Origin of the sequence: Lentzea guizhouensis (genome assembly GCF_001701025.1) — a bacterium.
Classification (GTDB): domain Bacteria; phylum Actinomycetota; class Actinomycetes; order Mycobacteriales; family Pseudonocardiaceae; genus Lentzea; species Lentzea guizhouensis.
Genome location: NZ_CP016793.1, coordinates 6,649,703 through 6,669,040 on the forward strand (window position 1 = coordinate 6,649,703; position 19,338 = coordinate 6,669,040).

Below are 19,338 nucleotides of genomic sequence, written 5' to 3' on the forward strand. Positions count from 1 at the left end.
GTCGGATCGTGGCGACCCGGCCTCCCGCGGGTCCTCCGCGAGGATGATGCCGCGCGGCGGACGCGATCTTGAACGCCACCGCCTAGCGTTCACGGCATGTTGACGGTGACGGGGATCAGCCGGAGCTTCGGCGACCACCGGGTGCTCGACGACGTGAGCTTCGAAGTGCGGCCTGGGCGCATGACGGGGTTCCTGGGCGCCAACGGGTCCGGCAAGACGACGACCATGCGGATCGTGCTGGGGGTGCTGGCCGCGCACGGGGGTGTGGTGAGCTGGCAGGGGCAGGCGATCTCGCCGCAGAACAAGCCGCACTTCGGGTACATGCCCGAGGAGCGCGGGCTCTACCCCAAGATGAAGGTGCGCGAGCAGATCACGTGGCTGGGGCGGTTGCACGGGGTCGACCGCGAGGTCGCGCAGCGCAACACCGACGAGCTGCTCGCCGACCTGGAGCTGAGCGACCGGGCGGACGACCGGCTGGAGCAGCTGTCGCTCGGCAACCAGCAGCGGGTGCAGATCGCCGCGGCGCTGGTGCACGAGCCGGACGTGCTCATCCTCGACGAGCCGTTCTCCGGGCTCGACCCGATCGCGGTGGACACGGTGCTCGACGTGCTGCGCAAGCGCGCGGCGAACGGGGTGCCGGTGTTGTTCTCCAGCCACCAGCTCGCGATCGTGGAGCGGTTGTGCGACGACGTCGTGATCATCTCGAAGGGACGGATCGCGGCCAAGGGGTCGCGTGAGGAGCTGCGGCAGCGGCACGCGGGTGAGCGGTACGAGATCGTCGTGGACACCGACGCCGGGTGGGTGCGGGACGTTCCCGGCGCGGGCGTGGTGGAGCTGGACGGGCCGCGCGTGGTGTTCGAGGGGGCGTCGCGGGCGGTGCTCGAACAGGCCCTGCAGCGGGGTGAGGTGCGGTCGTTCGCGCCGGTCGTGCCCACGCTGGACGAGATCTTCAAGGAGGTGAGCTGACGTGGCGCAGACGTTCACGAAGGCGACGTGGCTGGTCGCCGAGCGGGAGATGAGGACGTTCGTCTCCACCAAGGGGTTCTGGATCGGGTTCCTCGCGACCATCGTCGGGTTGTTCGCGCTCACCGTGCTGCCGACGGTGTTCGGCGGTGACGACCCGAAGGTCGCGGTGGTCGGGTCGGCCGCGAAGGTCGTCGAGGGCAAGCCGCTCGACGTGCGCGAGGTCGCCGACGTGCGGGCGGCGCAGGAGCTCGTCCGCGCGGACGAGGTCGAGGCGGCGATCGTGCCCGACGGGTCCGGCGTCAAGGTGCTGGCGCTCAACGACCCGCCGACCGGGGTGATCTCGCAGCTCGTGGAGTCGCCACCGGTCGAGCTGCTGGACCCGTCGGCGGTGAGCTCGGACCAGCGGTTCGTCGTGGTGCTGGTGTTCGGGTTGGTGTTCCTCATGTTCGGCATGGGAGGCGCCGCGATCGCGCAGAGCACGGTGACCGAGAAGCAGACGCGGATCGTGGAGATCCTGGTGTCGACGGTGCCGGTGAAGGCGCTGCTCGCCGGCAAGATCGTCGGGCACGTGATCCTGACCATGGGGCAGGTGGTGGTGCTCGCCCTCACCGCGCCGATCGCGCTCAGGGTGGCCGGGCAGCAGGAGCTGCTGGCGGTCGTGGCACCGGCGCTCGGGTGGTTCGTGCCGTTCCTGTGCCTCGGGTTCGTGCTGGTGTCGTCGCTGTGGGCGGTCGCGGGCGCGCTGGTCAGCCGCCAGGAGGACCTCGGCTCGACGATGGGCCTGGTGATGCTCGCGGTGATGGGACCGTACTTCGGCGTGCAGTTCTTCTTCGACAACCCGGCGGTGCTCGGCGTGATGTCCTTCGTGCCGTTCACGGCGGGGGTCGCGATGCCGGTGCGGATGTTCGCCCAGCAGGCCCAGCCGTGGGAGGCGCTGCTGTCGCTCGGCATCCTCGCGGCGACGGTCGTGGTGATCCTGCTGGTCGCCTCGCGCCTCTACACCGGCTCGCTGCTGCAGACCGGGGGACGGGTCAAGCTGGCCCGCGCGTGGGCTCCCGCCGAATAGGCGAGACTGTGCGGCATGGTAGCTGATCCGATTCGCCTCGCCGTCGTCGGCCTGGGTGCCATGGGCACCCGGATGCTGACGGCGGCGCAGGCACATCCCGCCTTCACCGTCGTCGCCGGCGTGGACGTGGTGCCGCGCACGCTGGACGTCCGCGTGGTCACCTCGCTCGGCGACGTGCTGTCCGATGTGGACGCGGTCTACCTCGCCACGCCACCCGCCGTGCACGCCTCTCAGGCGATCCAGGCGCTGGCCGCGGGCAAGGCGGTGTTCTGCGAGAAGCCACTGGCCGTCGACCTCGCCGAGGCCCGCGCGATGGTCGAGGCGGCGGCCGGACGCCCGAACGCGGTGAACTTCGCGTTGTCGGACATGGCCGCCACGCTGGAGATCGAACGCCTGCTGCCCTCACTGGGCGAGCTGCGGGGCGTCGAGGTGCGGCTGCAGTTCCCGAAGTGGCCGCGGGAGTTCCAGAAGGACGCTCGGTGGCTGGCTGAAGCAGAACAGGGCGGGTTCGTGCGGGAGGTGCTGTCGCACTTCGTCTACCTGACCGACCGGATGCTCGGGCCGCTGGCGGTCGAGTCGGTGTCGGCGGACTTCCCGTCCGCCGGAGCAGCCGAGGTGGCCGCACGCGGGGTGCTGCGCGGCGGTGGCGTGCCGGTGCACGTGTCGGCGTTCTCGGGGCTGGCCGGGCCTGAGGTCTACGAGTGGACGGTGTGGGGGACGCGGAGGTCGTTGCGGCTGAGCCAGTGGGCGCAGCTGTCCACTTCGGACGGCGGCGCGTGGGAGCCGGTGGAGCTCGGTGCGCGCGGGTCGGACTCGGCGCGGCTCGGGTTGTTCGCGCAGGCCGTGCGCGGTGAGCACCCGCGGGACCTGGCGGACTTCGCGAGCGGGCTGCGGGTGGCCGAGGTGGTCGAGGCGTTCCTGCGGTGAAGGTCCTGTTCGTCGTCTTCACCGGTCACGACGACGTCCTGCAGAAGTTGCCGCTGGTCGAGGAGCTCCTCCGGCGCGGTCACGACGTCCGCTGCGCCACCGCCGCCGATCACGCCGCCCTGGTCGGCACGACCGGCGCGGGATGGGTGGAGCTGCCTTACCAGCCGTTTCTCGGCGGGCCGGAGCAGTGGTTCCCGCACTGGTTCGCGGCGACGCGCGCGACTCATCCGGTGCTGCTCGACGAGTGCCGGCGCGACCGGCCGGACGTGGTGGTGTACAGCGACCAGAACTGGCCGGCCAAGGTCGTCGCCCGGCAGCTCGGCATCCCGGCGGTGCGGGCCGTGCGGCTGTTCGCGCACAACGAGCACTTCCCGCTGGAGATCCCCGACCGCGCCCGGAAGATCGAGGACGACTGCGCGCGGTTCGCGGCCGAGCAGGGCGTGGCGCTCACCTTGGAGAGCCTGTTCGACGAGCCGGAGGAGTGCGACCTCGTGTTCGTGCCCAGGGAGTTCCAGCCCGCCGGGGACACGTTCGGCGAGACCGTCCACTTCGTCGGGCCGCCGGCGGGCCGGCTGGTCGACGAGTACTGGACACCGCGGTACGAGCTGCCCGAGGTGTCCGACGCGATCGACGTCCAGCCCTGGTTCCTGCAGCCCGCGGATCCCACGCGCACACCGGTGCTCATCACCGGGGGCGACTCGACTTCCGTGCTGGGGGCGGTGCGCGAAGGCGTCCCGCTGGTCGTCGTGCCGGTCTTCTCGGACGAGATTGCCGACCGGGTCGCGGATCTCGGGCTCGGTGAACGCGTGGACGACCTCCAGGACTTGCGCGCCGCGGTGGACCGGGTCTCGGCCGGCGACCGCATCCGGCGCAACGTCGACCGGATGCGAGCCGCTGTCCACCGGGCCGGTGGTGTGGTGCGCGCCGCCGACCTCGTCGAGGCGGTCGCGCGGTAAACGCGGTAAATGCGTTGCCGGGTGACCTGGGAGCTGGCCAGGATCGGCGGGGTGGAGCTGCTGTTCGTCACCCTCGCCGGTCACGGCCACCTCACCCCGACGCTGCCCCTGGTCGAGGAGCTGGTGCGGCGCGGCCACCGGGTCGGGTACGCGACCGGTGCCGAGCACGCGGACGCGGTCGTCGAGGCGGGCGCCGAATGGGTGGAGCTGCCGTCGCTGCCGCCGTTCCAGCCGAAGACCGCCAACCCGATCGACGAGTGGTTCCCGCACTACTTCGCGGCCATGCGCGCGACGCACCCGGTGTTGCTGCGGCGGTGTGCGCAGGTCCGGCCGGACGTGCTGGTCTACGACGCCACGAACTGGCCGGGCCGGGTCGTGGCACGGCAGCTGGGTCTTCCGGCGGTGCGGACGGTGCCGCACTTCGTGTCCAACGAGCACTTCGCGATGATGGCTCCGGCGGTCGCGTGGGCGATCGAGGACGACTGCGCGCGGTTCGCCGCCGAACACGGTGTGGAGCTGACCGTCGAGAGCACGCTGGACGAACCGGACGCGTGCAACGTCGTGCTGGTGCCGAGGGAGTTCCAGCCCGCGGGGGACACCTTCGACGAGACGTTCCACTTCGTCGGCCCGCTGCTGGGCCGCCGGCTCGACGAGGAGTGGGCGCCGCGGCACGACCTGCCGCTGCTCTACGTCTCGCTGGGGTCGTTGCTGAGCGACGAGGCGTTCTACCGGGCGTGCGTCGAGCAGTTCGGCGACGGCGCGTGGCAGGTCGCGTTGAGCGCGGGCGTCGATGTCGGTCCGGTGCCGGGCACGATCGACGTCCAGCCGTGGTTCCCGCAGCTCGCGGTCTTGGAACACGCGGCCGCGTTCATCACGCACGGTGGCATGAACTCCACGCTGGAGGCGCTGCACCAGGGCGTTCCGCTGGTCGTGGTGCCGCAGACGCCGGAGCAGGCCACCAACGCCGACCGGGTCGTGGAGCTCGGGCTCGGTGAACGCGTGGACGACGTCCAAGACCTGCGTGCGGCGGTGGACCGGGTCGCGGCCAGCGACCGCATCCGGCGCAACGTCGACCGGATGCGAGCCGCTGTCCTTCAGGGCAGAGGGGTGGAACGCGCCGCCGACCTGGTCCTCAGCCGAGCACTTCGCGGAGCTTGACGCCGAACTCCTCCGGCTTGCCCGCGTAGCCGAACTCGCCGCCGATGAAGCCGCCGTGGTGGCTCGGGAACACCACCGGCTCCTGCCCGAGCAACCGTGCCGTGTGGACGGCCGTGCGCGCGGTGAACGCGTCGCCGGTCTCCTCGCCGACCGCGATCACCACGCGGGTGGAGGCGGCCTTCAGGTCGTCGACGCGCGGGTAGTAGTCGGTGATCGCCAGCGACGAGGTGCCGAGCAACGGGTCGTCGCGCTTGCCGTCGTCCTCGGCCGGCATGCCGAACTGAGCCGGGTCCGGTGCGGGCAGCGCGAAGTACTCGTCGGTGTACTCGCCCTGCCACGAGCTCATCTGGATGAACGCCGCCATGCCCGCGCCGCCACCCTTCGCCTGGTAGACGGCCATGAAACCGTCGCGGGCGCGCCGGGCGGCCTTGGCGTCGGGCAGCACGTCGATGATCGGCGGCTCGTGGGCGACGAGGGTGACCACGTCGTCCGGATAGGACGCGACGAGCTCCAGTGCCGTGACCGCGCCGCCGCTGGAGGCGAAGAGGTCGACCGGGCCGCCGACGGCCTGGATCACCGCGTGCACGTCCGCCGCCTGCGTCTCGGGCGTGTTGTCGGTGCGGCCGTCCGACCGCGTGCTCCTGCCCAGACCGCGCGGGTCGTAGGTGATCACGGTGCGGTCGGGGAACTGCGCGCGCAAGGACGTGAAACCGCTCGCGTCCATCGGCTGGCCGATCATCATCAACGGACGGCCGCCCTCGCCCTCCACGTCATAGGTGATGGCGGCGCCGTTGGTGTCCAGGATGTGGGTCGTCATGTTTTTCTCCCCAGTGCCGAAGTTGCCTTGAGCAGCGTAGTCACAGACGTGAACCGCGCTGGGCTGACAAGCCGATCGACTTGGGCCGAAGTCCGCTGATATCAAAGATCGCATGACCCGAACAGCAGTGGTGACCGGCGGCGGCACGGGCATCGGCAAGGCGGTGGCGGCCAGGCTCGTGGAGCAGGGCCTGGACGTCGTGATCACCGGCCGGCGCGAGGAAGTGCTCAAGGCCGCGGCCGACGAGATCGGTGCGCGGGCGGTGGTGTTCGACGCCGCCGACCCGGTGGCGGTCCAGAACGCTCTGGGCGACCTGCCGTCCCAGGTGGACGTACTGGTCAACAACGCGGGCGGCAACATGACCCGCCGCCTGCCCGCGCCGGAGAACCTGACCGACGTCCGCACCCTGTGGATCGCCAACTACGAGTCCAACGTGATCAGCGCCGTGCTCGTCACGACCGCGCTCGAACCGCGCCTGGCCGACAACGCCAGGGTGGTGACGATCGGCTCGATCGCGGGCCGTCGCGGCTCCGGTGCCTACGGTGCGGCGAAGGCGGCGGTCGAGGCGTGGACGGCGGACCTGGCGTTCGCCCTCGGCACGCGCGGCATCACCGTCAACGTGGTCTCGCCCGGCGTCGTGGAGGACACGGAGTTCTTCGGCGGCACTTTGAGCGAGGAACGCCGCAAGAAGCTCGTCGGCAACCCCGCCAACGGCCGGGCCGGCATACCCGCCGACATCGCCGCGGTGATCACGTTCCTGACCTCACCGGAGGCCGGGCACGTGACCGCCCAGGTCATCGGCGTGAACGGTGGAGCCGGGCTCGGACGCTGAACCCGACGACCGCCACGAGCACCGCGAGCAGTGCGATCCAGGAGAACTCGGCGAAGTACTTCTCCGCCGCCTCCCCGAGGAAGTAGACCGCTGCCGTCGTGCCGCCGGCCCACGCGATGCCGCCCAGAGCGTTGGCCAGCAGGAACTTCCCGTAGTGCATGCCCATCGTGGCCGCGAGCGGACCGGACAGGATCCGCAGCAACGCCACGAACCGGCCGAAGAACACCGCCCAGGCGCCGTGCCGTTCGAACAGCGCCCGGGCGCGGCTGATCTTGCCGGCGTCGAAGTGCCGGGGCAACTTCGCTTCGGCCCGGGTGAAGATGCGCGGGCCGAACCGCTTGCCCAGCGAGTAGCCGATGCTGTCGCCGATGATCGCGCCCGCGGAGGCACAGGCGCCGACGACGACCGGGTTCACGCCGTCGTGGTGCGAGGCCATCAGGGCGGCGGTGACGAGGACGATCTCGCCGGGGAGCGGGATGCCGACGCTTTCGAGACCCACCACCAGGCCCACGATCACGTAGACCAGCAGTGGCGGGACGGTCTGCAGCCAGTGGGACAGCACGTCCGCGATCTTCCTCCGGAACGGCCGCACGTGCCGGGGGAGTTGGTCGTGGCAGCGGTCAACTAGACGCCGTGGTCTCGATACGATGCCGATCATCGGAACGAGGGGGCGTTGTGACGAGCCGGTTCGGCTTACTGCTGCGTCAGTGGCGGCAGCGGGCGGGATTGAGCCAGGAGGCGCTCGCCCAGCGTGCCGCCGTCGGCATCCGCACGGTGCGAGGACTGGAGACCGGCGAACGCACCGATCCGCGGATGGGGACCGTGCGGTCGTTGGCCGACGCGCTGGAGCTGACCGGGGACGAGCGGGCTGAGCTGTTCGGCGCCGCGGGGCGGTCGGAGCCGGTGGTCGAGGTCGCCACGAGGCAGTTTGACCCGTTGGCGGAGGCGGTCGCGGCGTTGAAGACCGCCGTCGAGGGGCGGTGGCGGCGCGAGGAGGAACAGCGCCAGGTGCACGACCCGGTGCCGTTGCCGGTGCGGTGGACGGCGGCCAGGCCGGAGCTGATGGACAGCTGGCTCAACATCGGCGGCGAGGTGGAGCTCGACGGGCGGCTGGACCAGGTCGTCGAGGTGTACCGGCGGGTCGGGTCGCGGCGGCTGGTGGTGCTGGGCGGGGCCGGCTCCGGGAAGACGGTGCTGACCTCCCGGTTCGTGCTGGACCTCGTTGCCGAGCAGGCCGATCCGGTGCCGGTGATCTTCAGCCTCGGGGCGTGGGACCCGCGCCGCAGCGGGGTGCGGGACTGGCTGGCGGGGCAGTTGGAGCGGGACCACCCGTTCCTGGCGGGGCCGGGGCCGGGTGGGGGCACGCTGGCGTCGGCGCTGGTCGACGCGCAACGGGTGTTGCCGGTGCTGGACGGGTTCGACGAGATCGCGCACGGGTTGCACCGGGCCGCGTTGGTCGCGTTGAACACCACGACGTTGCCGTTGTTGTTGACGAGCCGGGTGGACGAGTACGCCGACGCGGTCGCCGGCACCGACGTGCTGACGTCGGCCGCGGCGGTGGTGCTGGCGGAGCTGTCGCCGCAGGACGTGGCGGAGTACCTGCCGCGGACCACGCGGCGGGCCGGTGCGTGGGACGCGGTGCTGGCGGAGGTGGCCGCGGGCGGGCCGTTGGCCGATGTGCTGAGCACGCCGCTGATGGTGGCGCTGGCGCGCCGGATCCACAGCGACACGCCTGATCATCCGCCCGAGGAGCTGCTCGAGTTCGACACCGCCGACGCGCTGGAACGGCACCTGCTCGGCAGCTTCGTCCCGGCCGTGTACGAGGAACGGGCCGACGCGCAGCGGTGGCTCGGCTACCTGGCCGACCACCTGACCAGGCTCGGGACGCACGACCTGGCGTGGTGGCAGCTCGGGACGTCGATGCGGCGGCGGGCGGCGGTGGTCGGCCTCGGCGTCGGGGTCGCGGTCGGTGGGGCGGACCTGCTGGTCGAAGGCCTGCTGATCGGGGCGGTGAACCTCCGGCTGGCGCTGTTCGGGGTGTTGATCGCGCTGGTCACGGGCGTGGTGTTCGGGCTGGCGCACCGGCGGGTCGCGCCGTTGCTGCCGGTGCGGACGCGGCTGCGGTTGCGCGGGCGGTTCGGGCCGCACGTGTGGTCGCGGTCCCTGCTCGGGGTGTGCTTCGGCGGGCTCGTCGGTGCCGGGTACGGGCTGGTGCGCGCGCTCGCGTGGTGGACGGTGAACCCCGCGTACGAGCTGTCGGCCGGGGTGCTGGTCGACAGCGGGGTGTTCGCGGTCGTGTTCGGTGCGGGGGCCGGGCTGGTGTTCGGGGTGGTCGCCGCCGTCGAGGCGCCGCTGGACGTGCGGACGGCCGGGTCGCCGTTCGGGCTGCTGCGGGCGAACCGGTCCGCGGTGCTCGCGATGGTGGCGGTCGGGGTGCCGACGTTCGCCGTGTTCGTCGCTTCCGGCACCGGGTTGCTGGCGCTGGTGCTGGTCGGGCCCGCCGGGTTCGACGTCGCGTGGAGCCCGGTCACGGGGCTGGCGCTCGGGTTGGTCGGCGGGATCGGCGGCGGTCTGGCGTACGGGCTCAGCCTGACCGCGTGGGGGCAGTGGCTGGTGCTGGCGCGGGTGTGGCTGCCGCTGACCGGACGGCTGCCGTGGGCGCTCCCGGCGTTCCTGCGTGACGCGTACCGGCGTGGTGTGCTGCGCCGCGCGGGTGCGGTCTACCAGTTCCGGCACGCGCGGCTGCAAGAGCACCTCGCGGCCGGTTACCGGCGTTCGCGCTGATCAGACCGACCGGCCACAAGTGGCCGGTCGTCTGGCCTGTCCCTCGTTCCGCTCGGCTGTGATCGTTTGCCTGGCCGGACGAGGGAGGGGACTCAGGGGTGTCAGGCAACGACTCACCGACCGCCGACGCGGTCAACTGGGAGGCGTACAGCCACTCGGAGCTGCACCAGATGCTGTGGCAGGACGCCGACGTCGCGTCCGTCGGCAAGGTCGCGGACGAGTGGACCGCGCACCGGGCGGCGTTGGCCACGCACGCGGAGGTGCTGAGGGAGCAGCGGACCGCGCTGCTCGCCGACTGGCAGGGGGTGGCGGCCGAGGAGGCCGCCGCGCGGTTGGGTGCGCTGGCCGACCGCATCGAGAAGATCAGCGAGCTGGCGGGGGCCGGGCAACGGGCGCAGGACGCGGACGCGTTGGCCGCGGCACGGGCGGCCATGCCACCGCCACCGGCCGCGCCGCGATCGGACCGGGGGGTGACGGAGGTGGCGGGGTTCGGGCCGGGGCGGCCGGGCGGCTCGTGGCACCGCCAGCAGGACCGGCGGTGTGCCGGTGCCGGGGTTCGGGCCAGGAGCGGCCGGGTTCGCGCCGCCGCCGGGCGGCCTCTCGGCGTCGAGCTTCGGGACGGCACCGGCCGGGTTCACCTTCGGCACGCCTCCCGCGCCGTTCAGCCTGCCGTCCGCACCGGCCTTCACCCCGCAGCTGCCCCAGAGCGGCGGCACGGGCATCAGCTTCTTCTTCACCGTCGGATCGGCCGACCAGCAGAAGGCCCAGGCCGTCCGCGCGATGCAGACCTACGAGTCGAGCCTCAACGGCAGCAGCCGCCTGATCGACGACGCCCGCGGCGCCGTCCCGCAGGCCGCCGCCACGCCGTCGGCCCCGGTTCCTCCGCGCCAGCCAGAAACCGGCCGCCGGGGTGCCTGGCAACGCCTGACCGGAGGCGGGGTGGAGGCGGTGGCGGTGCGGCACGAGCGAGGGTCGTGAGCACACCGACCGCGGCACCGGCCAGCAGCCCGGCCCAGCTCACCCCCGGCATGCGTGCGGGCGTTCTGCTCGGCGGAACCACCGGCCCGGCCGTCCTCGGCGGACCGGTCGGTGACACGAACGCGCGCAACGCGGCCCAGAACGGCGGCATGGCACCGCCCGCGAGTGGTGCGCGCGGCGACGACGACCAGGAGCACGAGAACCAGATGCCGACCTTGGACCACGGGTTGTTCGAGCTGGACGAGCGGGCGTGCCCGCCGGTGATCGGGGTGGAGGCGTGAACGGGTACGAGGTGGCGCCCGAGTCGCTCGGAGAGCGGGTCAAGACGCTGACCAGGCTCGCGGAGCTGACGGGTGAGCTCATCGCGACCGCGACCAGGCTGGCCGAGCGGCAGCCGTTGCTGGGGACGGCGCCACCGGCGCGGGAGCTGGCGGGGCGGCTGTCCGCGGCGGCGGGGGAGTCCGGGCTGACCGGTGAGGTGACCGCGGCCGAGCGGGAGGTCCGCGAGTTCCAGCGGGTGCTGGCGGCGATCACGACCACCTACGTCGACGTCGACCAGCAGCGGGTGGGCAGGTGACCGCCGTGGAGTGCGAGGTCGCGTTCGACCTCGTCGAGATGGACCTGCTGGCCACGCACGCCGGGGTGCGGTGGCCGTTCCCGTTGCGGGTGCCGTCGTTCGGGCGGCTCGCCGGGGAGCGCCGCGAGCTGCTCGCGGAAGCCGCGCAGGGTCTGCAGGCCCGTGGGCTGGCCACCGACGACGGTCCCGTCGGAATGGCCGACGAGCTGGTGACCGCGTTGCGCGAGTACCAGGCCGCGGTGGACCTGGTGGTCGTCGGCGCCGAGACCACCGGGGCGGTCGCGCTCGTCCACGGCCACCGCGCCGTGGTGTGCCGGCAGGAGCTGAGCGGCAGCACCGTCCGTGCCACGAGCGTGGCCGCGGCGGAGCTGAGCGACGAGCTGGCGGCGCTGGTCCCGCGGGTCGGGGCGGCGCAGACGATGCCGCTCACGGTGCCGCCGGGCAGGGGGCGTGACGAGCTCGCCGCGTTCTTCCCGGCACCGGGACAGGGCCAGGCGGGTGCGGTGAGCAGGGGCGGCACCCGGTTGCGGGAGGTGTCCTGGTTGGACAGTGCGAAGGGCAGGGTGCGGGTGGACGCGGGAGCCGACGGCTGGCTCAGCGTCAACCCGATGAGGCACCACGAGGTGGTCCGCGCGATCGGTGAGGTCGCCGCGGTGGCGAGGGGGTAGGGGAGACGTGGAAGCAGCGCAGTGGCTGGCCGACTACCAGGAGAAGCTGGAACGGGTGGCCTACGGGGCACGGGCGGCGAGCGCGTCGCTGAGCGAGGTGGGGGCGAGCGCGACGTCGCCGCGCGGTGAGGTCACCGTGTCGGTGAACGCGGCGGGGGTGCTGGGCGACGTCCGGCTCACCCCGGCGGCGCGCAAGCTCGACGCCGACTCGCTCGCCGTGCTGATCGTGAGCACGGCCAGGGAGGCGCAACGGGTCGCGGGGGAGCGGATGACCGAGGTCATGGCGAGCTACCTCGGTGAGGGCGACGCGTTGCAGCGGATCGTGGCGGAGGTGCGGCGATGACGTTCACCGTCGACCACGAGCAGCTGCGCGCCCACGCGAGCACGCTGGCGGCGGGTGCCGACAAGCTGGCGGAGACCCGGTTGCCGCAGGAGCTCGGCCAGGAGTCGCTGGGGCAGTTCGCGCAGTTCCTCACCGCCGGGCTGGGCGGTGCGATGAACCAGACGGCCCAGGCGTTCGCGCACGTCGCGTCCACGATGGACAAGGTCGGCGACGGCATGCGCCGCACCGCCGAGCACTACCAGCGCACCGATGACACCAGCGCGATGAGCCTCGGCGGGGTGGACGCGTGAGCGACACGGCGACGATCAACGCGCTGCTCACCGAGCTGCGCACCACGACGAACGCGATCACCGGCAAGGAGTGGGTGTCCGGCGGGCTCAAGGACGAGCGGCCGCAGTACGACGCCGACCAGAAACCGTTGCAGGCGCTGGACTGCGCGGGCGTCGGGTTCCTCACGCCGATGATCTCGTTCCTGGAGGAGCCGCTGAACCAGCTGCGCGGCAACCCCGAGGGCGTCACGCAGGGCGCGAGCGAGTTCAGCAAGGCGGGCGAGAGCACGGCGAACCTCGCCGAGGACTACCGCGAGAAGACCAAGACCGAGACCAGCGGCTGGGCCGGTGCGGCCGCGCAGGACTACGCGGCCACCGCGCAGGAGCTCGCCGACGGTGTGCTGTCGGTCGCGGAGACGGCCATGACCTCGGCCGAAGCGATGATCAAGGCCGGGGAGGTGGTGGCGCAGGCGGTCGCGGCCGTCTCCACGATCATCGGCGAGGCGCTCGGTCAGATCGTGCCGATCATGACCCAGGCGGTCGCGACCGCGGCGGCGACGTTCGGGCAGAGCATCGCCGTCGCCATCCCGCAGTGCGTGCAGATCGCGGTCGACGCGGGTGTGCGGATCGCCGGCAAGCTCGCCGAGCTGCTGGCCAGCGGGGAGAACCTGATCAAGCTGGTCGAGGGCGCGCTCGCGGTGCTCGAGGTCGTGAAGAAGGCACTGTCGGTCATCGGGGACAAGGCGCAGCAGCAGGAGGTCGCCGCGTGAAGCGGTTCGCAGCAGTGGTCGCAGGGGTTGCGCTTGCCGTCAGCGTCGCGCCCGCACACGCCAACACCGAGGTGCAGCAGACGCTGGACGGGTACCTGGCGCAGGCCGGACCGGGCGCCGCGGTGCACACCGGCAGCGGCACCTACAGCACCGGCACCGGCAAGCTGTACGAGCAGCGCAGGATCACCGCCGCCGACCACTTCCGGATCGGCAGCCAGACCAAGACGTTCACCGCCGCCGTCGTGCTGCAGCTCGTCGACGAACAGCGCGTCGAGTTGGACGCCCCGGTCAACCGGTACCTGCCAGGTGTCGTCAGCGGCAACTACAACGGCGACGTGATCACGGTTCGCCAGCTGCTGCAGCACACCAGCGGCCTGGTCCGCGACGTCCGGGACGCGCGGGCGAACCCGGACGGCACGTACGCGCTGGCCGAACTGGTCCGGTCGGCGATGGACGAGCCCGCCCAGAACGTGCCGGGCGCCGCGCAGAACTACTCCAACGTCGGCTTCCTGGTCCTGGGCATGCTGATCGAACGCCTCACCGGCAAGCAGGCCGGTGACGCGATCACCGAACGGGTCATCACGCCGCTCGGCCTGACCGAGACGCGGTTCCCGGCGCCGGGCAACCGCGCTCTGAAGGCTCCCTTCCTCAACGGGTACCTGGGCGGCCGCGTCGGTCCGATCTTCTTCTGGACCGAGGCGACCACCGCGGTGGAGCTGAGCTCCTGGAGCACCGCGGGCGCCATGGAGTCCACTTTGGACGACCTGCGGCGGTTCTACCGGGCGTTGGCCGCCGGTCAGGTCGTCTCACCGGCGGCGCTCGCGGAGATGCGCCGCACGTTCGGGCCGGCCGAGGGCTACGGCTACGGCCTGGCGCTGGTCAGGATGCCGTTGAGCTGCGGTGTCGTGGCGTGGGGCCACAACGGCGCCCTGACCACCGGGCACTACTCGTTCACCCTGACCACCGACGACGGCCGGTTCGCGGCGGTCGTGACCAACACGAACTGGCAGGGCTCGGGCAAGCCGTCGGCCGTCGACGTGGCGGACAAGGCGATCTGCACGAGCCAGCCCCGTTAGCTCCCATGGCGTCTGCAAGTACTACCGACTTCAAGTTGGTGGCACTTGCAGACGCCGAACGAGCAGGGCTAGCTGGTGAGGGTCGCGCGGGCCAGGGCGGCGGTCTCGGACGGGGTCTTGCCGACCTTGATCCCGACCGCCTCCATGGCCTGCTTCTTGGCCTCCGCCGTGCCCGAGGACCCCGAGACGATCGCCCCGGCATGCCCCATCGTCTTGCCCTCGGGCGCGGTGAAGCCGGCGACGTACCCGACGACCGGCTTGGACACGTTGTCCCGCACGAACTCCGCGGCCCGCTCCTCGGCGTCGCCGCCGATCTCGCCGATCATCACGATCAGCTCGGTCTCCGGGTCCGCCTCGAACGCCGCGATCGCGTCGATGTGCGTGGTGCCGACGATCGGGTCGCCGCCGATGCCGACGCACGTGGTGAAGCCGAAGTCCTTCAGCTCGTGCATCAGCTGGTAGGTCAGCGTGCCCGACTTCGACACCAGGCCGATCGACCCCGGCTTGGTGATGTCGGCGGGGATGATGCCCGCGTTCGCCTTGCCGGGGCTGATGATCCCAGGGCAGTTCGGCCCGATGATCCGCGTACCGGAGTCCTTGGCGTGCGCCCAGAACCGCGCGGTGTCGTGCACCGGCACGCCCTCGGTGATGACCACGGCCAGCCCGATGCCGGCGTCCACGGCCTCGATCACCGCGTCCTGCACGAACGGCGGCGGCACGAACAGCACTGAGACGTTCGCACCGGTCTCCGCCATCGCCTGCGACACCGTGCCGAACACCGGCAACGTGACGTCGTCGAACGCCACCGACGTCCCGGCCTTGCGGGCGTTCACACCGCCCACGACGCGTGTGCCCGCCGCGAGCATCCGGCGGGTGTGCTTGGAACCCTCCGAGCCGGTCATGCCCTGCACGAGCACGCGGCTGTTCTCGTCGAGGAAGATCGCCATCAGGACTCCTTGCCGGCGCCGGCGAGAGCGGCGGCACGACCGGCCGCGTCGTCCATCGTGTGCGCCACGGTGATCAGCGGGTGCCGTGCCTCGTCGAGGATGCGGTGGCCCGCCTCGGCGTTGTTGCCGTCGAGCCGGACGACCAGCGGCTTGTCCGCGCGGTCGCCGAGCAGGCCCAGTGCCTGCACGATCCCGGTGGCCACCGCGTCGCACGCGGTGATGCCACCGAACACGTTCACGAACACGCTGCGCACCGCCGGGTCGGACAGGATCACGTCCAGCCCGTCGGCCATCACCTGCGCCGACGCGCCACCGCCGATGTCGAGGAAGTTCGCCGGCCGGGCGCCCGCGAGCGCGACGACGTCCAATGTGGACATCACGAGCCCGGCGCCGTTGCCGATCACACCGACGGTGCCGTCGAGCTTGACGTAGTTGAGGCCCTTCTCCGCCGCCCGCACCTCCAGCGGGTCGCCCTCGGCACCCGAAGACGGACGAGAATGCCGGAAGGACGCGTTGTCGTCCAGCGTCACCTTGCCGTCCAGCGCGATGATCCGCCCGGACTTCGTGCGCGCCAACGGGTTCACCTCGACCAGCGTGGCGTCCTCACCGACGAAGACGTCCCAGAGCTTGGCCGCGACCTCGGTCACCTCCGCCGCCGCGTCCGGTGAAAATGCCGCTGTTACGTCGAAAGCCGAAGCTTCGGTGAGCACGATCCGGTCAGCCATCTCCTCGATCTCCACGCCGCCGGTGGCCGACGCCATCGAGATGAACCGCCGGCCGGCCCGGTCGAGCAGGAACGACAGGTAGTACTCCTCGGCGATCTCACTCGCCTCGGTCACCAGCACCCGGTGCACGGTGTGTCCCTTGACGTCCATCCCCAGGATCGCTGACGCGGCGGTGAAAGCTTCGTCGGGCGACGAAGCGAGCTTGATGCCGCCCGCCTTGCCGCGCCCGCCGGTCTTCACCTGGGCCTTCACCACAACGGTCCCGCCCAGTGAGGCGGCCGCCTCGCGCGCGGACTCAGGAGTGTCCGCCACGAGACCACGCGGAACGGGCACCCCGTAGCGCTCGAAGAGGTCCCTCGCCTCGTGTTCGAAAAGATCCACCGTCTACGTCCTCTCGCCGAAAACTTGCGGCCATCTATGGACATCCGGTTGGCAGCGGAGTAACGATATGCCTACCTCATACGGTATGCAATCTACAGTCGAGCGCTAGGGGAGCTGATCGCCGATGACGAGTTCCGCGGAGCCCGAGTCGACGCCAGAGACGATTTCCGGGGGCCATCTGGTCGCGAAAGCGCTCAAGGCTGAGGGTGTCGACACGATCTTCACGCTGTGCGGTGGCCACATCATCGACATCTACGACGGCTGCGTGGACGAGGGCATCGCCGTCATCGACGTACGACACGAACAGGTCGCGGCGCACGCGGCCGACGGCTACGCGCGGATCACCGGCAAACCAGGGTGTGCCGTCGTGACCGCGGGGCCGGGCACGACCGACGCCGTCACCGGTGTCGCGAACGCGTTCAGGGCCGAGAGCCCGATGCTGCTGATCGGTGGGCAGGGAGCGTTGAGCCAGCACAAGATGGGCTCACTGCAGGACCTGCCGCACGTCGACATGATGACGCCGATCACCAAGTTCTCGGCCAACGTCCCGCACACCGCGCGGATCGCCGACATGGTGTCGATGGCGTTCCGCGAGGCGAACGCCGGCGCGCCCGGCCCGTCGTTCCTGGAGATCCCGCGTGACGTGCTGGACGCCAAGGTGCCGCTGAGCACCGCGCGGATCCCCGAAGCGGGTCACTACCGCGCTTCGACCCGCAGCGTGGGCGACCCGCGTGACATCGAGAAGCTCGCGGACCTGCTGGTGCACGCCAAGAAACCGGCGATCCTGCTCGGAAGCCAGGTGTGGACCACGCGGGCGACCGACTCCGCGATCGAGCTCGTCCGCACCCTGAACATCCCCGCCTACATGAACGGCGCGGGTCGCGGCACCCTGCCTCCCGGCGACCCGCACCACTTCCAGCTCTCGCGCCGGTACGCCTTCGACAACGCCGACGTGATCGTCATCGTCGGCACCCCGTTCGACTTCCGGATGGGCTACGGCCGCAGGCTTTCCGCCAACGCGACGGTTGTGCAGATCGACCTCGACTACCGCACGGTCGGCAAGAACCGCGACGTCGACCTCGGCATCGTCGGTGACGCCGACCTGGTGCTCTCCAGCGTCACCCAGGCCGCGTCGGGCCGTGAGGACAACGGCGCGATGGGCCGCAAGGTGTGGCTGGAGGAGCTGCAGGCGGTCGAGGAGAAGGCGCGGCAGAAGCGGGCGGAGCACCTGCGGTCCGAGGACATGCCGATCCACCCGTACCGGCTGGTGAGCGAGATCAACGACTTCCTCACCGAGGACTCGATCTACATCGGCGACGGCGGCGACGTCGTCACGTTCTCCGGCCAGGTCGTGCAGCCCAAGTCGCCGGGCCACTGGATGGACCCCGGTCCACTCGGGACACTCGGCGTCGGCATCCCGTTCGTGCTGGCCGCGAAGCTCGCCCGGCCCGACAAGGAGGTCGTCGCGCTGTTCGGTGACGGCGCCTTCAGCCTCACCGGCTGGGACTTCGAGACGCTGGTCCGCTACGACCTGCCGTTCGTCGGCATCGTCGGCAACAACTCGTCGATGAACCAGATCCGCTACGGCCAGGCGGCCAAGTACGGCCTGGAGCGCGAGCGCGTCGGCAACACGCTGGGCGACGTCAAGTACGACCAGTTCGCCAAGATGCTCGGCGGCTACGGCGAGGAGGTGCGCGACCCCAAGGACATCGTGCCGGCACTGCAGCGCGCCCGCGAGTCCGGCAAGCCCTCGCTGATCAACGTGTGGATCGACCCGGACGTGTACGCGCCCGGGACCATGAACCAGACGATGTACAAGTAGGTGAGCTGACCAAATGGGTAAAACTCCGACAAAGGCCCTGGAGGGCGTCAAAGTCCTCGACATGACGCACGTGCAGTCCGGACCGTCGTCGACCCAGCTGCTCGCCTGGCTGGGCGCGGACGTCATCAAGCTGGAGACGCCCGGCAAGGGCGACATCACCCGCGGCCAGCTGCGCGATCTGCCCGATGTGGACAGTCTCTACTTCACGATGCTCAACTGCAACAAGCGGAGCATCACGCTCAACATGAAGGCTCCCGAGGGCAAGGAGGTCTTCGAGAAGCTCGTCGCCGACGTCGACGTCCTCGTCGAGAACTTCGGCCCCGGCGTGGTCGAGCGGTTCGGCTACCCGTGGGAGAAGCTCCAGGAGATCAACGACCGGCTGGTCTACGCGTCCATCAAGGGCTTCGGCCCCGGCCGCTACGCCGACTTCAAGGCCTACGAGGTGATCGCGCAGGCCATGGGCGGCTCGATGAGCACGACCGGCTTCGAGGACGGTCCACCGCTCGCGACCGGCGCGCAGATCGGTGACTCGGGCACCGGCATCCACCTGGTGGCGGGCATCCTCGCCGCGCTCTACCAGCGCACGAACACCGGGCGCGGCCAGCGCGTCCAGGTGGCGATGCAGGACGCCGTGCTCAACCTGTGCCGGGTGAAGCTGCGCGACCAGCAGCGGCTCACCCACGGGCCGCTGGGGGAGTACCCGAACGAGCAGTTCTCCGACGAGGTGCCCCGCTCCGGCAACGCATCCGGTGGTGGCCAGCCCGGCTGGGCGGTGCGCTGTGCCCCCGGCGGCCCCAACGACTACATCTACGTGATCATCCAGCCGGTCGGCTGGGCCCCGCTCACGCGGCTGATCGGCAAGCCCGAGCTCGCCGAGGACCCGGCCTGGGCCACGCCCGAGGTGCGGCTCTCCAAGCTGGACAAGGCGTTCGCGCTGATCGAGGAGTGGACGGAGAAGCACACCAAGTGGGAGGTGATGGACCAGCTCAACGCCCACAACATCCCGTGCGGACCCATCCTGTCCACCAAGGAGATCATCGAGGACGAGACGCTCGCGCAGCTGGGCACCGTCGTCGAGGTCGACCACCCCGAGCGCGGCCCGTTCAAGACGGTCGGCAACCCGCTCAAGCTCTCCGACTCGGTCGTCGAGGTGCAGCGCCCGCCGCTGCTCGGTGAGCACAACGACGAGGTCCTCGGAGCACTCGGCTACAGCGCGGACCGCCTGGCCGGGCTGCGCGCCGCCGGCGTCATCTAACCCTCTAGGGAGAAGAACTCT

The 19,338-nt window shown here is 71.2% G+C and carries 21 protein-coding genes; 17 read left to right on the top strand and 4 right to left on the bottom strand.

Annotated features, from left to right (window positions below):
• The first annotated feature begins 96 nt into the window (after nucleotides 1-96).
• The 5 genes from BBK82_RS32235 to BBK82_RS32255 are packed head-to-tail and all read left to right on the top strand — an operon-like array spanning nucleotide 97 to nucleotide 5,073.
• Nucleotides 97-966, top strand: coding sequence for an ABC transporter ATP-binding protein (locus BBK82_RS32235; protein ID WP_065918357.1), 870 nt, complete (start codon nucleotides 97-99; stop codon nucleotides 964-966).
• 1 nt (nucleotide 967) lies between these two features.
• Entirely contained in the window at nucleotides 968-2,032 is a 1,065-nt protein-coding gene (locus tag BBK82_RS32240; protein ID WP_065918358.1) for an ABC transporter permease, read from the top strand.
• 15 nt (nucleotides 2,033-2,047) lie between these two features.
• Nucleotides 2,048-2,959, top strand: coding sequence for a Gfo/Idh/MocA family protein (locus BBK82_RS32245; protein ID WP_065918359.1), 912 nt, complete (start codon nucleotides 2,048-2,050; stop codon nucleotides 2,957-2,959).
• The gene (locus BBK82_RS32250) at nucleotides 2,956-3,915 is read left to right on the top strand and encodes a glycosyltransferase (RefSeq protein ID WP_065918360.1); all 960 of its coding nucleotides are present in this window, start codon (nucleotides 2,956-2,958) and stop codon (nucleotides 3,913-3,915) included. Before BBK82_RS32245 ends, BBK82_RS32250 begins: the two co-directional genes overlap by 4 nt.
• A gap of 9 nt (nucleotides 3,916-3,924) precedes the next feature.
• Nucleotides 3,925-5,073, top strand: coding sequence for a macrolide family glycosyltransferase (locus BBK82_RS32255; protein ID WP_065918361.1), 1,149 nt, complete (start codon nucleotides 3,925-3,927; stop codon nucleotides 5,071-5,073).
• Here the strand turns inward: BBK82_RS32255 and BBK82_RS32260 are convergent.
• On the bottom strand, nucleotides 5,048-5,890 hold the full coding sequence (locus BBK82_RS32260; RefSeq protein ID WP_065918362.1) for an alpha/beta fold hydrolase: 843 nt from the start codon (nucleotides 5,888-5,890) through the stop codon (nucleotides 5,048-5,050). The two genes, BBK82_RS32255 and BBK82_RS32260, sit on opposite strands and share 26 nt — an antisense overlap.
• Before the next feature lie 112 nt (nucleotides 5,891-6,002).
• Between BBK82_RS32260 and BBK82_RS32265 the strand changes: the two genes are divergently transcribed.
• On the top strand, nucleotides 6,003-6,722 hold the full coding sequence (locus BBK82_RS32265; protein WP_065918363.1) for an SDR family NAD(P)-dependent oxidoreductase: 720 nt from the start codon (nucleotides 6,003-6,005) through the stop codon (nucleotides 6,720-6,722).
• On the opposite strand, the gene BBK82_RS32270 is transcribed toward BBK82_RS32265, so the two are convergent.
• Nucleotides 6,685-7,284 carry a DedA family protein gene (locus BBK82_RS32270; RefSeq protein WP_065921510.1) on the bottom strand — a complete coding sequence of 200 codons (600 nt, stop codon included), beginning with the start codon at nucleotides 7,282-7,284 and terminating at the stop codon, nucleotides 6,685-6,687. The two genes, BBK82_RS32265 and BBK82_RS32270, sit on opposite strands and share 38 nt — an antisense overlap.
• Nucleotides 7,285-7,397: 113 nt before the next feature.
• Here BBK82_RS32270 and BBK82_RS32275 point away from each other — a divergent pair, with 113 nt between their 5' ends.
• The 9 genes from BBK82_RS32275 to BBK82_RS32315 all read left to right on the top strand — a co-directional run bounded on the left by BBK82_RS32275 (nucleotide 7,398) and on the right by BBK82_RS32315 (nucleotide 14,187).
• Nucleotides 7,398-9,506 (top strand): helix-turn-helix domain-containing protein, encoded by a 2,109-nt coding sequence (locus BBK82_RS32275; protein WP_065918364.1) that lies wholly within the window; start codon nucleotides 7,398-7,400, stop codon nucleotides 9,504-9,506.
• Between the two features lie 546 nt (nucleotides 9,507-10,052).
• Complete coding sequence (locus BBK82_RS50760; protein WP_154697621.1) at nucleotides 10,053-10,484, top strand: hypothetical protein; 432 nt, start codon at nucleotides 10,053-10,055, stop codon at nucleotides 10,482-10,484.
• Nucleotides 10,481-10,765 carry a hypothetical protein gene (locus BBK82_RS50765; protein ID WP_065918366.1) on the top strand — a complete coding sequence of 95 codons (285 nt, stop codon included), beginning with the start codon at nucleotides 10,481-10,483 and terminating at the stop codon, nucleotides 10,763-10,765. Before BBK82_RS50760 ends, BBK82_RS50765 begins: the two co-directional genes overlap by 4 nt.
• Nucleotides 10,762-11,061, top strand: a complete 300-nt coding sequence (locus BBK82_RS32290) for a hypothetical protein (RefSeq protein ID WP_065918367.1) — start codon at nucleotides 10,762-10,764, stop codon at nucleotides 11,059-11,061. Before BBK82_RS50765 ends, BBK82_RS32290 begins: the two co-directional genes overlap by 4 nt.
• Nucleotides 11,058-11,729: an ESX secretion-associated protein EspG gene (locus BBK82_RS32295; RefSeq protein WP_335617992.1), complete on the top strand. Its 672-nt coding sequence runs from the start codon at nucleotides 11,058-11,060 to the stop codon at nucleotides 11,727-11,729. Before BBK82_RS32290 ends, BBK82_RS32295 begins: the two co-directional genes overlap by 4 nt.
• Nucleotides 11,730-11,736: 7 nt before the next feature.
• Complete coding sequence (locus BBK82_RS32300) at nucleotides 11,737-12,072, top strand: YbaB/EbfC family nucleoid-associated protein (RefSeq protein ID WP_065918368.1); 336 nt, start codon at nucleotides 11,737-11,739, stop codon at nucleotides 12,070-12,072.
• Nucleotides 12,069-12,362, top strand: coding sequence for a type VII secretion target (locus BBK82_RS32305; protein WP_065918369.1), 294 nt, complete (start codon nucleotides 12,069-12,071; stop codon nucleotides 12,360-12,362). The genes BBK82_RS32300 and BBK82_RS32305 overlap by 4 nt, the downstream gene beginning before the upstream one ends.
• Nucleotides 12,359-13,111 (top strand): hypothetical protein, encoded by a 753-nt coding sequence (locus BBK82_RS32310; RefSeq protein ID WP_083268295.1) that lies wholly within the window; start codon nucleotides 12,359-12,361, stop codon nucleotides 13,109-13,111. The genes BBK82_RS32305 and BBK82_RS32310 overlap by 4 nt, the downstream gene beginning before the upstream one ends.
• The gene (locus BBK82_RS32315) at nucleotides 13,108-14,187 is read left to right on the top strand and encodes a serine hydrolase domain-containing protein (protein ID WP_065918370.1); all 1,080 of its coding nucleotides are present in this window, start codon (nucleotides 13,108-13,110) and stop codon (nucleotides 14,185-14,187) included. Before BBK82_RS32310 ends, BBK82_RS32315 begins: the two co-directional genes overlap by 4 nt.
• A 68-nt stretch (nucleotides 14,188-14,255) precedes the next feature.
• Here BBK82_RS32315 and sucD read toward each other — a convergent pair whose 3' ends face one another.
• On the bottom strand, nucleotides 14,256-15,134 hold the full coding sequence (gene sucD / locus BBK82_RS32320; protein WP_065918371.1) for a succinate--CoA ligase subunit alpha: 879 nt from the start codon (nucleotides 15,132-15,134) through the stop codon (nucleotides 14,256-14,258).
• Nucleotides 15,134-16,240, bottom strand: coding sequence for an ADP-forming succinate--CoA ligase subunit beta (gene sucC / locus BBK82_RS32325; RefSeq protein WP_065918372.1), 1,107 nt, complete (start codon nucleotides 16,238-16,240; stop codon nucleotides 15,134-15,136). The genes sucD and sucC overlap by 1 nt, the downstream gene beginning before the upstream one ends.
• Nucleotides 16,241-16,364: 124 nt before the next feature.
• Between sucC and BBK82_RS32330 the strand changes: the two genes are divergently transcribed.
• Together BBK82_RS32330 and frc are read left to right on the top strand one after the other, a co-directional pair.
• A complete protein-coding gene (locus tag BBK82_RS32330) occupies nucleotides 16,365-18,062 on the top strand; it encodes a thiamine pyrophosphate-binding protein (protein ID WP_065918373.1) in 1,698 nt (565 codons plus the stop codon).
• A gap of 61 nt (nucleotides 18,063-18,123) precedes the next feature.
• Nucleotides 18,124-19,317 carry a formyl-CoA transferase gene (gene frc / locus BBK82_RS32335; protein ID WP_237047691.1) on the top strand — a complete coding sequence of 398 codons (1,194 nt, stop codon included), beginning with the start codon at nucleotides 18,124-18,126 and terminating at the stop codon, nucleotides 19,315-19,317.
• Nucleotides 19,318-19,338: the final 21 nt, after the last annotated feature.